Origin of the sequence: Thermosynechococcus sp. B1, assembly GCF_030322985.1 — a bacterium.
Lineage (GTDB): Bacteria > Cyanobacteriota > Cyanobacteriia > Thermosynechococcales > Thermosynechococcaceae > Thermosynechococcus.
The window spans coordinates 2,495,399-2,509,725 of the sequence record NZ_CP096573.1 but is presented as its reverse complement, the minus strand read 5'-3'; the positions used below and the strand labels follow the sequence as shown (position 1 = coordinate 2,509,725).

Genomic DNA, 14,327 nt, shown 5'->3' with positions numbered 1-14,327 from the left:
TGCCACCTTATGCAGCGGTTAAACCCAACATTGCGCGTAACGTCAATGCCACAAATGTGAGGAGTCCCACCATGAGGCCAATAAGGGCGATCGCGCTCAGCGGACGCTTCAAAAGAGGCACCAATGGCTCAACGACATTCCACACTACGCCCAATAGAACCGTAACAAAATACCGTTGGTAGCGCAGGACATTTTCCCAAAAGCCATCCATTGATTGATGCTCCTAACTTGGTGACGCCAGTGGGCTTGAAATTGCTTTCATGATACTACTCCTGCGGAGACTCTAGGGAAGCACCACCCTTGGCCTATACCATAGGCACATAACTAGACGGCAGCACAAAGCCCTCCCGACTCACAACGGCACGGGTCAGTTCTTGGTAGGTGTGTTGCAACTGCTCTAACAGGCCTAGAGGAATAAGATGAGCACCCTCAAAGGCAGCAATCAACTCGCGGTAGTACCAAAGAACCCCCTCTCGACCCGCCCGAAAACGTGCCCAAACATCACCACCAATGTTGCCATAGTCTCTAAGAATGCACAGTAGGTTGTGCAATTTATCACTGGCGGAGACCAGTTGAGTGTCGCGATCGGCAGTGGTGCCCTGTTGAATGTGTTTGATATAGGCTAGTTTGCGAGTTGCCCAAGGCAATTTTGCATCTCCTTCTAGGGTATTGGCCACTGAATCAGAACAGGCGCGGACAATTGCAGCAACGCGATCGCCATAACGCTCACGAATAGCCTCTAGGGTCAGCAGTCCCCCTTGATCTTCAACAGCATCATGGAGCAAGCTGGCGATCGCCACATCCTCATCGGCACCATACTCAAGGGCGATCATTGATACTGCGACTAAGTGGGAAATATAGGGCACATTTGATCCCTTGCGCGTTTGTTCACGATGCAGAACAGCGGCATACTCCAAAGCATCGAGATAACGTAGAGAGGGCATCTGCTTCACCTCAAGCATCTATTGCTATTGTGCGACAGCTCTTTTCTGAAATGTGGCGTACATGAAGGGGATGCGATTCTCTTCTGTACCGGTTTTCAGAGTTTTGAGTGTCTTTGTGACAAGAATGGTATGTCTCTGCCTGCTGCCAGAAAGTATCACTGGAGAATCACTGATGAGCATTCATGAGAGCTTAGCGATCATCCTTGACTGGATGAGAAACCATGCGCCAAACGTCCTAGAAGGACTGAACCCACCCGCTAGTGCTGCTGAAATTGCCAGAGTGGAGTCTGCCATTGGCCTACCACTGCCCCCCTGCTTCAAAGAATTCCTCAGTCTGCACAATGGCGAATCTGGTATAGTCGGGGCACTACTTGGAGATGGGAATAAGCTCCTCTCCTGCGATGACATCATCCAGCAATACGAACTAGATCAAGACATTGGCCGCAGTTGCCAAGACCCTGATTTCTTTAGCATTTCCTTTTGGAAGAGTCGGGTGGCTTCCCAAGTTATTTTTATCAAAGGGGCGGTGAAACCGTTGATTTATTATCCCCACTGAATTCCAATTACTTGTATGAATGGTAACATTCTGCGATACATTAACCTTGACCCCGCGCCCACAGGGACGATCGGGCAAGTGATCGAGGTTTGTGATGAAAACTGTAGCTATGAAGTTCTTGCCAATTCCTTTGAAGAGTTACTCAGTCACGATGCTCAGCAGTTGATCGCAGGTGACTATCAATTCAATCCAGAGTATGAAGAAGTCATGCTTCAAACCCCCAAAAATATACTGGAGTGATACTGGAGTGGGAAATGCCAGACTGGCTGGCACGCTTGGCTTAAGGGAGAATCACAATGTACTTATCATATTTAGATCACATTATAAAGATTTGTTAGCAAATTGAATTGCTTATTGTTGTCAAGGATAATTTTGTTGGATGTGCCTCTGAGCGCGCTCCCTGCATAGCGGCTTCCCATGGGCAATGAAGCAAATACGGAACAGAAAATTATCCTACCGTTGCTCAAGCAGTGGGGCTATCAGTCTTCTGAGTATCAAGCCAAACCTCGAATTGGAAAGGGCTACCCTGATTTTTTGGTGACCTTACCGATGGCGGGCGATCGCCCCCTGAACTATCTGATCATTGAGGTCAAAACTCCAGCGCAGTCCCGGCTGACGGGTGGCCAGCAATTGAGGTATTACATGGAAGCAGCGCAGGCTGTTTTTGGGTTACTCACCAATGGCCGAGAATACCACCTTTTGTATCAAAATCCCCTTAGAGAACCACTTCAGCAGGTGACATGTGCTTCAGGGATCCTCGATCAACAAACCATTCAGAAACTGACTAAAATTTTACACCGCTCTGCAGCCGCTGCTCTAGTGACTGCCTTAACCCAGCAAAGGCTCAAAGTCTATCATTATTTTGAAAAGGCACTTGCAAAGAGTTTTTCTATCTCCTCAACCACTTCTAAGGAGTCACCCATGATCATTACCGTCTTTAATCACAAGGGGGGCGTTGGCAAAACAACGCTAACCCTCAATCTTGGTGCTGCCTTTGCCACGATGGGTAAGCGAGTTCTCTTGATTGATATTGACCCACAGTCTAACTTAACCATTGGCGTCGGCATTAACCCTCTCAAAGATGTAGAAGAGCAAGGCAAGAAGGATATTGCTGACCTATTGCTAGAGCCAAAGGTTGGCCTAGAAGATGTGGTCTATCAAAGAGCTTGGGGCAACCTACACCTTGACATTGTTCCCGCCCACATTCGCCTAGCTGACAAGGAACCCGCACTCATCAGCACGATTGATATTGATCGAGTATTACAACGAAAACTCAAAAATCATGGCTATGACATTGTGCTGATTGATCCACCACCCGCCTTTGGTAAAGTCAATGCCATTGCTTTAATGGCGTCTGATGGGGTACTCATACCGACGCAATTTGCCCCCTACCCTATACGGGCAATAGAGTACGTTCTAGCCCGCCTTGAGGCCATGAGGGATGCCATGGAAACTCCGCCTCGACCCCTTGGAATCGCTGTGAGTATGTATAATCGTACAACATCGGCAGCTAACTATGAGATGAAAGAGAAGTTGTCGAATATTCTTGAAAAAGCAGCCAATGGCAGACAGACCGTGCAAATTCTACCCGAATCAACATGGATTGCACACCGAGTTGTGATGTTGCGAGCCACAGAGTCTCAGCAACCGATATTTAGTAGAAAATTTTATGAAGAATTAGATCGATCAGATAAAGAATCGATTGATGATTTAACGACTTCATTTGAAAATTTAGCTCGCTATCTTTTTACTCAGGCATCATAGAGTATGAGTCACTCCAATCACATCTCGAAGCACCTCGGCTTACATCAGACACATCAGGGTCAGATTCATATTGATTATCTGACAGTACCAGAGACCTACCCCAAAGACTTATTCTCTGCTTCACCACAACTGATCCGTGAAGACTTAGATAAATATAAAACCAACCTCATCCCCCTCATTATTCGTCCAGTCACTACACCAGAAGGTGAGACAGCGTATGAAGTTGTCTTCGGCAAGGAGATAGTTGAATTTGCCCGTGAATTGGGTATCCATCAATTATGGGCATCAAGAATTGAGCTTGAAGATGAAGAAGTTCTAACCTTCCAAGAAAGATTCAAATCTATCTTGCAAATAAATTCTAAAGATGATGGTTCTTATTCACAAGAATCAGAGAGAAGTAACTTAGTTGATCAAGATTCCCAATCAGTTATGAAATTATTTTCTGAGTTACAGAAGAGCTTAAATGACCAAAATAAGGCTATTGTAAATTTTCTAGAAAAAATTTTCCAAGAATTGGATAATCTGAAAAGCAAATTTAGTGAATTGCAGCAACATATCTCTAAAGAGACAAAGACTAATCTAAATCCACAAAAATCTGTGCGCATCAACTCCTATAAAAACGCTAAGAATCTTGCCAAGAGTGTTCCGAGGTTAGAGCTTAAAGAAGCTGAAAAAATTATTCAAGAAATTAAACAGGGTAGAAAATTTAAGTCTATTGATGAGTTGAAGACAATCGCACCATCAGGCCGCTGGGATGAAGTTAGCATCTCATTTGGGTAGAGCTTTCTGCAATACAGCCCTTGTATAGCCATTTCGAAAGGAGATGAGATATTTTCAAGAGGGATAGGCTATACTCAAAGCGTCATGAATATTACTCAAGAATATGAGCTATAGCTTGGACTTATTCGTGATCAGAACATGGCAGTTTGTATTCATAAGTGCTGGTACAGATTTTATTGAGTCTTTCACTTAGTATAGCCTAATCCTTGTCAAAATTAGGTTTCCTGCCTCGCTGATGGCGATAATTTGGCGATCGCGCCCAAACAAGGCACATCCCACCTGTAATGACCGCCCCATGGGAGCAGCACAATGGGCATGGATATAGGTAATGGCGCGCTCATCAATGCGGTTGGCAATGTGGCTGAGAATCTCAGGTAAGGCTTGGGGAGCCATTGTTGCTAAAAATTTGAGGGCAGCCTCAACCGTTGGTGCTTGCCACACCTGATGCAGAGTCTCTGGGTCTAAGCCTGCAAGGGCACAAAAGGCGGTGAGAATTTCGTGGCGAGCATCCGCAAGGTGGTGATGGGTATGGAAAATGCCGCCAGCGAGTTTAATTAATTTGCCGTGGTAACCCAAGAGGAGCAACTGTTGAACCTTGTGTTGAGCAGCGGCCACCAGCATTGGCCCTAGCCAATTGGCAGTTTTTACACACAGGGAAGGGGGAATCTGGAGTTGCTGCGCCACCTGAAGGCCGTTCTCGCCAATACAAAAGACGAGGATGGGAGATTTTGCTGCTTTCTGGGCTAAGTCCTCGCGATAGCGCTCCAGTTGCTCCGAGGCTGTGAGGGGTTGGGCTAAGGCGGTGGTGCCCAAGAGGGAAAGGCCTTCAATAATGCCAAAGGCCGCATTGGAGGTGCGCTCTGCTAAGTCTCGCCCTTGGGGCAGGAGAATCGTGACGGCGATCGCCCGCTCCTTAGGACAATAGAGCAACAGGTTAGTGGTTAACAACAAGCGGGCATAGCGATAGATAGCTGCCTCGCCCGTGGCGCGATCGCGCCCCACCCCAAAGCCCCCCTCAATGTAAATTTTGGGAGCAGTTGCAGGGTCTTGCCAGCGCACCCAAGCCCAGATCGGGGTATGGCGGGTGAGATCAAGGGGATCACTGGGTTCACTGTAGGTAATGGCCAAAGCCTGTTGGTCATCTAAGCATGCCCCTTGGGCAATCCTAAAGGTTTCACAGCGATTGGGGCGTAGCAGCGCAAGGGTGATTTCCTTGGGACAGGTTCCTTCCGTAAGGCAACGCAATGCCGCCACCGCCGCCGCCGCCGCAAAAACTGGTAGCGTATAACCCACGGGTGTTAAGTAGTTAACTGAGCCAAACTAGTGCGAGCCGCTTCGGCAACCGCTTCCGCAGAATCAGTGGTCAACTGTTCCAGCAGGGGGCGAGTCTCTGGAGTGCCAATTTGGCCAAGGGCGATCGCTAGCCGATGGCGGACTTGCCAATCGGGATACTCGACAAACTGCCGCAGGTGGACAATGCTTTCTGGTTGTTTCAGTTCACCCAAGGAACCAATGGCGGCTAATTTCACCAATTCTTGGGGATTATTGAGGGCTTCCGTGAGCAGCCCAACAGCAGCAGGATTGCCTAGGGCACCCAAGGCGGCAATGATACTAAACTGCAACAGCCAATCATCGGTACTGTGGTAGGCCGTTTCTAAATCTTCAAGGGCAAAGGGAACTTGTAGGGCAGCCATCGCATCCGCTGCAGCAGCACGGACATCCGTTTCGCTGTCATGGAGCAGGCGATCGCGCAACAGGTCATGGGCTTGATTGAGATTGACGTGCCCAAGGCTGGCAATTTGACTCACCGCAGCGTAGCGGACACGGGAATTTTCATCTTGGCTGAGGGGTTGAATGAGCCGAAAGGCATCGTTGGGGTCAAGGCTACGCAGTTGATTAATGCCCCGCAGGCGATCGCCCACATCCGCTGAGGTAATGAGTTCCTGAATTGCTGCTATGTCCACGCCAATATTCTCCACCTGATTCCTTTGATCCTACTTGCTGGCGTTACCCACAGAAAAGGGCAGAGCGATCGCGGCTTCAATTCTCTGCCCTCAGCTTAGGCGTTGTCACTGGGTTGTGCACTCTAGGCCTGTTGTTCAGCCTCAGCAATTTGCAGCATCGTCTTCAGGACGGAGTCGGGGTTGAGGCTAATGGAGTCAATCCCTTGCGCTACCAAGAATTGAGCAAACTCAGGATAGTCACTGGGGGCTTGACCACAGATGCCAATTTTGCGCCCCTTGGCCTTCGCCGTTTGAATCGCTTGCGCCACCATGCGTTTGACCGCTTCATTGCGTTCATCAAACAGGTGCGCCACCAAGGCCGAATCGCGATCCAACCCCAGCGTGAGTTGCGTCAGGTCATTGGAGCCAATGGAGAAGCCATCAAAGACTTCGGCAAAGGCATCCGCCAACACCACGTTGCTGGGGAGTTCGCACATCACATAGACTTGCAGACCATTTTCCCCTTGCTTCAGCCCATGTTTAGCCATCTCCGCCAGCACTCGCCGTCCTTCCTCTGGGGTACGACAGAAGGGAATCATCAGAATCACGTTCGTCAGCCCCATCTCATCGCGGACTTTCTTCATGGCGCGGCATTCAAGGGCAAAGCCTTCGGCATAGTTGGGGTCGTAGTAACGGGAAGCGCCCCGCCAGCCAATCATTGGGTTTTCTTCATGGGGTTCAAACTGGCGACCGCCCAAGAGGTTGGCGTACTCATTGCTCTTGAAGTCGGACATGCGCACGACCACAGGCTTGGGATAAAAGGCGGCAGCGATCGCCCCAATCCCCTGAGCCAATTTATCAACAAAGTATTCCGCCTTGTCGGTGTAGTTTTGAGTCAGCTCGGCAATTTTCCGTTTTGCCCCTTCATCGGTCAGTTCATCGTAGTGCAACAGCGCCAAGGGATGGGTCTGAATGTGGTTAGCAATAATGAACTCCATACGTGCCAACCCCACCCCATCATTGGGAATTGCCGCCAAGCTGAAGGCTTCCTCGGGGTTACCCACATTCATCAAGATTTGGGTGCGGGTCCGCGGCAGATTTTCCAGAGCCACTTCCTCCACATGGAAGGGCAGTAATCCCTGATAGACGTGCCCCTCTTCCCCTTCAGCACAGGAAACTGTGACCTCAACACCATTGGGGATGGTTTCGGTGGCATCGCCACAACCGACAATGGCAGGAATGCCCAACTCACGGGCAATAATCGCCGCATGGCAAGTGCGTCCCCCCTGATCGGTGACAATGGCACTGGCTTTTTTCATGATGGGCTCCCAGTCGGGATCCGTGCGATGGGTCACCAGCACTTCCCCCGCTTGGAACTGATCGATATTGCGGACGTTGAGAATGACGCGGGCACGGCCTTGGCCAATCATTTCGCCAACTGCCCGACCTGTGGCGAGCAACGTCCCTTTTGCTTCAAGATGGTAGCTGCGCAGGACATTCGTGGCTTTTTGGGATTGGACGGTTTCGGGGCGCGCCTGCACGATAAAGAGTTCACCTGTGAGGCCATCCTTTGCCCACTCAATATCCATCGGTGTATAGGTACCCCGCAGAGCAGAGTAGTGCTCCTCAATGAGGCAGGCCCAGCGGGCTAGGGTGAGGATTTCTTCGTCGCTGAGGGCAAATTGTTTCCGCAGTGGCTCAGGCACGGGTTCATTGCGGGTGAGCTTCGTCCCGCCAAGGGCATAGACCATGCGGATTTCCTTGGTACCGAGGGCTTTTTTCAAGATGGGTTTATAGCCCGCCTTCAAGGTTGGCTTAAAGACAAGGTATTCATCGGGGTTGACGGCACCTTGGACAACGTTTTCACCCAAGCCATAGGCGGCAGTAATCAGCGCTGTGTCCTTAAAGCCTGTTTCCGTGTCAATGGAGAACATCACACCAGAGCAGGCCAAGTCGGAGCGCACCATTTTTTGCACCCCCACCGACAGGGCCACATTGAAGTGGTCAAAGCCTTTGATCTGGCGGTAGGAGATCGCCCGATCCGTAAAGAGTGAGGCAAAGCAGCGATGACAGGCATCGAGAACGCCCTTGAGACCATGGACATTGAGGTAGGTTTCCTGCTGACCGGCAAAGCTAGCATCGGGCAAATCTTCAGCGGTGGCACTGGAGCGAACCGCCACGTCCGTATTTGGGCCATAGCGATCGCACATTTTTTGGTAGGCGGCAGCAATCGCATCCGTCAATTCTTGGGGAAACGGCGTGTGCAAAATTAGCGAGCGGATCGCTTGCCCCACGCGGTGGAGTTCTGTGACATCCTCGACATCGAGACCTTCAAGGAGCCGCCGCAGTTGGGTATCAAGATTTCCCGCTTGAATAAAGTAACGGTAGGCATAGGCCGTGGTCGCAAAACCATCGGGGACATTAATGCCTTTGGGCGTCAGTTGTTGGAGCATTTCCCCCAAAGAAGCGTTTTTGCCCCCTACCAGTGGCAGGTCTTTGCAGCTCAAGGAATTCAGTTCTAAAACAAACGCTGTTTCCCGATGGGTCACTTCACTGGTTGGTCTAGGGATAGATTGAGTCATTGTTATGCTCCCAAACATTAAGTTTCATTGATTAAATTGCCGTTTGCTGTCCCTCTGGGGATGCAACAGCAGTGCTTGAGCCGTTAAAGTTTTGAGTGTCTTTGGCTCCCTTTGCTATCGTGAATCTGTGAATCACCTAACTGCACGCAATTCCCAAGTCAGAATTGTCCGTTGACAAACGCAGGCTGCTCCTTTGCTCAAACACTGGGTAAAGCACGCAATACATTTCCAACGGAGACTGGATAGGCAAAGTTTGCAGCGGTCATCATCTGCACGGTGGTTAAATCACAATTGCCCTATATCTCCATTCTGAAACAGACAAATTGGCTTTGTTTGTTGCTTAACAATCCCTTAAATTCGTTAGGATTCCAAATCACGATGGGTAAAGGGTTTGGCATTGGCGCCGCTATAGGTTGCCACAATGTGGCCATTCCCCACCAGTTGGTATTTGTAGGTGACTAATCCCTCTAGCCCCACCGGGCCTCGCGGCGGTAATTTGTGGGTACTGATACCGACTTCAGCGCCAAAGCCATAGCGGAAGCCATCGGCAAAGCGGGTGGAGCAATTGTGAAAAACGCCAGCGGCATCCACCTCTTGCAGAAAACGGGCGGCGGCGGTGGCATCCTCGGTAACAATGGCTTCAGTGTGCCCCGATCCATAGGTGGCAATGTGATCCAGCGCGGCATCGAGATCGGGAACGACTTTGATGGAGAGGATCAAATCGCAGTATTCTGTCGCCCAGTCGGCTTCACTGGCAAGGGTCATGGGCACGAGGTGGCAGGCGATCCCGTCCCCCCGCAATTCCACCCCTGCTTTCTCAAGGGCAGCAGCCACTTTGGGTAAAAAGGCTTCGGCAATGCCCCGATGGACAAGAAGCGTCTCAATGGCGTTACAGGCGGCAGGGTACTGGGTTTTGGCGTCGAGGGTAATGGCGATCGCCTTCTCCAGATCCGCAGCGACATCCACATAGAGATGACACAGACCATCGGCGTGCCCCAGCACAGGAATCCGCGTGTTGTTCTGGATATAACGTACAAATTCATTGGAACCCCGCGGAATGATCAGATCAACCCATTGATCGAGTTGCAGCAATTCCGTAATTTCTGCCCGCCGCATCAGGAGGGCGATCGCCCCAGCGGGCACTGCCGACTTCTCTAGCCCTCTGTGAATGGCCTGCATAATCGCTTGGCAAGAGCGACTCGCCTCCTGTCCTCCCTTGAGAATGGCGCCATTCCCCGATTTAATTGCCAAGGAAGCGATCTGCACGACGGCATCGGGACGCGCTTCAAAAATTACCCCCAGCACCCCCAAAGGGCAGGTGACGCGACTGAGAATTAAGCCTGTATCCAATTCGCGATGGAGTTGGCGCTGACCTAGAGGATCCGCAAGGGCCGCCACTTGACGCACCCCGGCGATCGCCGCCGCTAGTTTACTGGGACTCAGTTCCAACCGCGCATAGAGAGAAGGATTGAGCTGATTGGCCTTGGCCTGCTCACAGTCGGCAGCATTGGCCGCCAGAATCTCCTCCCGCGCCGCCTCAAGGGCACAGGCTACCTGTTCTAAGGCATCATTGCGGGCAGTGGCATCCAGCGTCGCCAACAGACGCGCCTGCTCATGAACTTCTTTGACCCGTTGCACGAGGGGAGAATCGGTCATAGGGATTGTCAATTCCAAAGACGTATCAAGGGCGATCGTACGCCAAATTGTCCCGCACTTGTGGTAGGTTAACGGCAATTGCGTTGCCCTAGAATTGGCCAAAAAACAGGTTCAGGAGGATCATGCGAATTCTATTTGTTGCTGCTGAGGCGGCACCGCTGGCGAAAGTGGGGGGCATGGGAGATGTGGTGGGTTCCCTGCCCAAGGTGTTACGCCGCATGGGACATGATGTGCGTATCTTTATGCCCTACTATGGCTTCTTGCCCGATAAGGTGGAGATCCCCAAGGATCCCATCTGGATTGGCCATGCCATGTTTCAGACGTTCCATGTCTATGAAACCGTGTTGCCGGGGTCGGATGTTCCCCTTTACCTGTTTGGCCATCCCTGCTTTAATCCCCGCCGCATCTACTACGGTGAGGATGAGGACTGGCGGTTCACCTTCTTTGCCAATGGGGCAGCAGAATTTGCTTGGAACTACTGGAAACCCCAGATTATCCATTGCCACGATTGGCACACGGGAATGATCCCAGTGTGGATGCATCAGGATCCCGACATTACCACTGTGTTTACAATCCATAACTTGGCCTATCAAGGGCCTTGGCGGTGGCGCCTCGAGCAAATTACTTGGTGTCCGTGGTACATGCAGGGGCACAATACGATGGCGGCAGCCGTGCAGTATGCCGATCGCGTCAATACGGTTTCGCCCACCTACGCCGAACAGATTAAAACCCCCGAATATGGTGAAAAATTGGAAGGGCTGCTGTCGTTTATTAGTGGCAAGCTCTCCGGCATTCTCAATGGTATTGATACAGAGGTCTTTGATCCCAGTACCGATCGCGCCCTTGTGCAAAACTACAGCGTAGATACCCTCGAGCGGCGTAAGGCCAACAAAATTGCGCTCCAAGAGGAACTGGGGTTGGAGGTGAACTCCGGTGCTTTCTTGGTGGGGATGGTCACCCGCTTGGTGGAGCAAAAGGGGTTGGATCTGTTGATTCAGGTGCTGGATCGCTTTTTGGCCTACACCGATAGCCAGTTTGTCCTCTTGGGAACGGGCGATCGCTACTACGAAACCCAAATGTGGCAAATTGCCTCACGCTTTCCGGGGCGCTGTAGTGTCCAGTTGCTCTACAGTGATGTCCTGTCGCGGCGGATCTATGGCGGTGCCGATGCCTTCATTATGCCGAGCCGATTTGAACCCTGTGGCATTGCCCAAATGATTGCCCTGCGCTATGGCTGTGTACCAATTGTGCGCCGTACCGGTGGCCTTGTGGATACTGTCTTTCACCATGACCCCGAGAAGCAAACGGGAACGGGCTACTGCTTTGACCGCTATGAACCCCTTGACTTCTACACCTGTCTAGTGCGGGCTTGGGAAGGGTATCGCTACAAACGGGAGTGGCACACCCTCCAGCAGCGGGGTATGCGCGAGGACTTTAGCTGGACAAAATCAGCACTAGCCTACAATGCCCTCTATAACTCCATTTATGGCTTGCCGCCGGAGACCATGCCCAATCCTAGGCCAACCCTAGTACCGGCAACGACCTGATCCTCAGGACGATGTAATGTGTGGTCATTATTGCCTACGAGTACATTGATCCCCTCTGGCAGCCCCTACCCGATCCCCAAGTGTGGGGGCAGGAGATTGACCACTGGGTACTGGATGCGGAGGCTGCTCGGCCGCAGTTGCGGTACTGGTTGCAGCGGTTAGCACCGGGCTATTGGCTGTTGCACCAATTAAGTGCCCTTGGCCAAACGGTGATGGAAGTGAGCGATCGCCTGCGGCAACTGGAGGCAGCGGGTATTACCGTGATTGCCCTAGCCGAAGGCTACGTGAGCGATCGCCCCCCCAGTGGCGATCAACTCTTAGCCCTTTGGGATCAGGTAAAGCAGCAACTCCACCAGCAAACCCTCTGCCACAGCCATGCCCGCAATCGTCTCAAGCACCGTCCGCCGCCGGGTCGTGCTCCCTATGGCTATCGCCGCGGCAAAGAGCACTATGTCATTGATCGAGCGGCAGCCGTTGTCGTCAAGGATTTTGTCGAGCATTTTCTCCTCTATGGCTCCCTCAGTGCGGCGGTGCGCTTTATTGCCACCACCCACCACAAGCAGATTAGCGTAGCGACCGGTCGGCGCTGGTTGACCCACCCCGTCTATCGCGGCCATCTCTACTACCAAGGGAAAACGGTGATTCCCCAGACCCATGCCCCCCTGATTGCCCCCGATGAAGCGGCTCAGGTGGATCGGCTGTTGCGACGCCAACGCTCTCTGCCTCGTCGCAGTGCCAGTGCCCCCCATCCTCTGGCGGGATTGGTGATTTGCCGCCAATGTCAGCAACGCTTTGGCCGGACTCAGGTGCAACCCTACCGCCAACCGAGCCAATATGCCTATTTGCGTCCCCTCCACTGTCCCCTCTCCCCCAAGTGTCGCAGCATTCCCTACGACGCGGCTTTGGCTGCTGTGATTGATCAAATTGCTGAGCGCCTGCCGCCCGCGATCGCCCAACTGTCGCTGCTGCCGCCACCGCTGACGGCTCAACTGCAAGCAATTGAAACCCAACTGCACCGCCTTGCCGAACTAGAAGCCCAAGGCCTCTTGGATCCCGAAACCGCTCAACTGCGCCGCTATAAACTGGCTGGGGAACGGGCACAACTTGAAGCACAGCAGGCGCAATTGCCTCCTAGCAATCTTGTGCAACTAGCGGTGACCCTTGGTCAGCCGCAATTTTGGTACCAACTCTCGGCAGCGGAGCAACGGTTTTATCTACGGGAATTTTTGCGGGCGATCGAGGTGACCAGCCGCTCCTGCCAGCCTTGGTCGATCCATCTGCAATTTATTTGGGAATCCCCCATTGGCAGTACTGCTTAGCCATTTCTAGCTGAGTTTTTAGTCACAAAAGACCAATCGCCATAGCGGCAAGTTGCAACTCAGAATTGCTGAAATACAAAGGCTAGTTTATAGATAGATAAAAAACACAGATAACAAGTCACAGGTGTAAGGGGTTATGACGATTGAACTCAGCGATCGCCAAAAGCAAATTCTGGGCGCCACCATTAACCATTACATTGCCACCGCAGAACCTGTTGGCTCAAAGGCGATCGCCACGGAATACAACCTCAACGTCAGCCCGGCCACGGTGCGCAATACGATGCTGCTCCTCGAAAAAAGTGGCCTGCTTTACCAACCCCACACCTCCGCAGGGCGGGTGCCCTCTGATTCTGGCTATCGCGTCTATGTGGATGAACTAATCCAGCCCATTCCCGATGTGGCTCGCAAAGCTGAGAGCCTCTTGAGTGAGCGGTTTATCTGGGGACAACAACGTCTTGAGGTGATCTTGCGGCAAGCGGCGCAGTTGCTCTCAGATCTCAGCGGTTACATTACGCTGATCACGCTGCCCAATCGTTTGGAGCGGCAGATTCGCCTCATTCAGCTGGTGGCTTTAGAGCCGCACCAAGTGATGGTCATTCTTGTTCTCGATACCTATGAAACCCAATCCGCCCTGATCCAATTGGATCAAGGGGAAGAGGATCCTGAGCTGCGGGAGCGGACTGTACAGGTGCTTACCAACTTTCTTAACCATCAGTTGCAGGGGCGATCGCTGGTGGAACTCAGTGCCATTGACTGGCAAAAACTGGATTTGGAGTTTCAGACCTACAGTCAGCAGCTTCAGACCCTACTGCGGCAGTTGAGCGATCGCTACAGCCAGCAAGGCACCTCCTTTGTCATCAGTGGTCTTGCCGATGTTCTCCAGCAGCCAGAGTTTTCCCAAGTGGAGCAGGTACAAATGCTACTGCATCTTCTCGAAGACCAACAGGATCAACTGGCTCCCTTGATCAGTGCCGATACCCAAGCCCCCTCGCAGGTGCAAATCCGCATTGGCAGTGAAAATACCTTAGCGCCGATGCAGTCCTGTACATTGGTCTATTCCTGCTACTGCTATGGGGACTCCCCCGTGGGCAGTATTGGCATTCTAGGGCCGACGCGGATGCCCTATGCACGGATTATTCCCCTAGTGGCCACAGCGGCAGATTATCTAACCGAACAGGTGAGTCGCCGCAAGTAAGAAAATCAAAACATCAGAGAATTCTTGTGCAGTCAACGGCC

Annotated in this window: 13 protein-coding genes; 7 read left to right on the top strand and 6 right to left on the bottom strand. The window is 51.9% G+C overall.

Annotated elements, in window-relative coordinates; translation table 11 throughout:
• Nucleotides 1–7: 7 nt before the first annotated feature.
• Both M0644_RS12405 and M0644_RS12400 read right to left on the bottom strand, forming a co-directional pair.
• Nucleotides 8–211, bottom strand: a complete 204-nt coding sequence (locus tag M0644_RS12405; protein WP_149821311.1) for a DUF751 family protein — start codon at nucleotides 209–211, stop codon at nucleotides 8–10.
• Nucleotides 212–305: 94 nt separating this feature from the next.
• Complete coding sequence (locus M0644_RS12400) at nucleotides 306–944, bottom strand: HD domain-containing protein (protein ID WP_149821309.1); 639 nt, start codon at nucleotides 942–944, stop codon at nucleotides 306–308.
• Nucleotides 945–1,116: 172 nt separating this feature from the next.
• Between M0644_RS12400 and M0644_RS12395 the strand changes: the two genes are divergently transcribed.
• The 4 genes from M0644_RS12395 (at nucleotide 1,117) to M0644_RS12380 (ending at nucleotide 4,044) form a co-directional block, all read left to right on the top strand.
• On the top strand, nucleotides 1,117–1,500 hold the full coding sequence (locus M0644_RS12395; protein WP_286625928.1) for an SMI1/KNR4 family protein: 384 nt from the start codon (nucleotides 1,117–1,119) through the stop codon (nucleotides 1,498–1,500).
• A gap of 15 nt (nucleotides 1,501–1,515) precedes the next feature.
• Entirely contained in the window at nucleotides 1,516–1,740 is a 225-nt protein-coding gene (locus tag M0644_RS12390; RefSeq protein ID WP_286625926.1) for a hypothetical protein, read from the top strand.
• 177 nt (nucleotides 1,741–1,917) lie between these two features.
• Nucleotides 1,918–3,264, top strand: coding sequence for an AAA family ATPase (locus M0644_RS12385; protein WP_286625924.1), 1,347 nt, complete (start codon nucleotides 1,918–1,920; stop codon nucleotides 3,262–3,264).
• Between the two features lie 3 nt (nucleotides 3,265–3,267).
• Entirely contained in the window at nucleotides 3,268–4,044 is a 777-nt protein-coding gene (locus M0644_RS12380; RefSeq protein WP_149821303.1) for a hypothetical protein, read from the top strand.
• 189 nt (nucleotides 4,045–4,233) lie between these two features.
• On the opposite strand, the gene cbiD is transcribed toward M0644_RS12380, so the two are convergent.
• From cbiD to M0644_RS12360, 4 genes are all read right to left on the bottom strand, one after another.
• Complete coding sequence (gene cbiD, locus M0644_RS12375; RefSeq protein ID WP_286625923.1) at nucleotides 4,234–5,337, bottom strand: cobalt-precorrin-5B (C(1))-methyltransferase CbiD; 1,104 nt, start codon at nucleotides 5,335–5,337, stop codon at nucleotides 4,234–4,236.
• A 5-nt stretch (nucleotides 5,338–5,342) separates the two neighbouring features.
• A complete protein-coding gene (locus M0644_RS12370) occupies nucleotides 5,343–6,008 on the bottom strand; it encodes a HEAT repeat domain-containing protein (RefSeq protein ID WP_286625921.1) in 666 nt (221 codons plus the stop codon).
• A gap of 122 nt (nucleotides 6,009–6,130) precedes the next feature.
• Nucleotides 6,131–8,569, bottom strand: coding sequence for a phosphoenolpyruvate synthase (gene ppsA, locus M0644_RS12365; protein ID WP_286625920.1), 2,439 nt, complete (start codon nucleotides 8,567–8,569; stop codon nucleotides 6,131–6,133).
• A 360-nt stretch (nucleotides 8,570–8,929) separates the two neighbouring features.
• Nucleotides 8,930–10,225, bottom strand: a complete 1,296-nt coding sequence (locus tag M0644_RS12360; RefSeq protein WP_286625919.1) for a glutamate-5-semialdehyde dehydrogenase — start codon at nucleotides 10,223–10,225, stop codon at nucleotides 8,930–8,932.
• A 122-nt stretch (nucleotides 10,226–10,347) separates the two neighbouring features.
• On the opposite strand from M0644_RS12360, the gene glgA reads away from it, so the two are divergent.
• The 3 genes from glgA to hrcA all read left to right on the top strand — a co-directional run bounded on the left by glgA (nucleotide 10,348) and on the right by hrcA (nucleotide 14,286).
• Nucleotides 10,348–11,772 carry a glycogen synthase GlgA gene (glgA, locus tag M0644_RS12355; protein ID WP_149821293.1) on the top strand — a complete coding sequence of 475 codons (1,425 nt, stop codon included), beginning with the start codon at nucleotides 10,348–10,350 and terminating at the stop codon, nucleotides 11,770–11,772.
• Between the two features lie 20 nt (nucleotides 11,773–11,792).
• On the top strand, nucleotides 11,793–13,091 hold the full coding sequence (locus M0644_RS12350; protein ID WP_286625918.1) for a recombinase family protein: 1,299 nt from the start codon (nucleotides 11,793–11,795) through the stop codon (nucleotides 13,089–13,091).
• Nucleotides 13,092–13,227: 136 nt separating this feature from the next.
• Complete coding sequence (gene hrcA, locus M0644_RS12345; protein WP_149821289.1) at nucleotides 13,228–14,286, top strand: heat-inducible transcriptional repressor HrcA; 1,059 nt, start codon at nucleotides 13,228–13,230, stop codon at nucleotides 14,284–14,286.
• The last annotated feature ends 41 nt before the right edge of the window (nucleotides 14,287–14,327 follow it).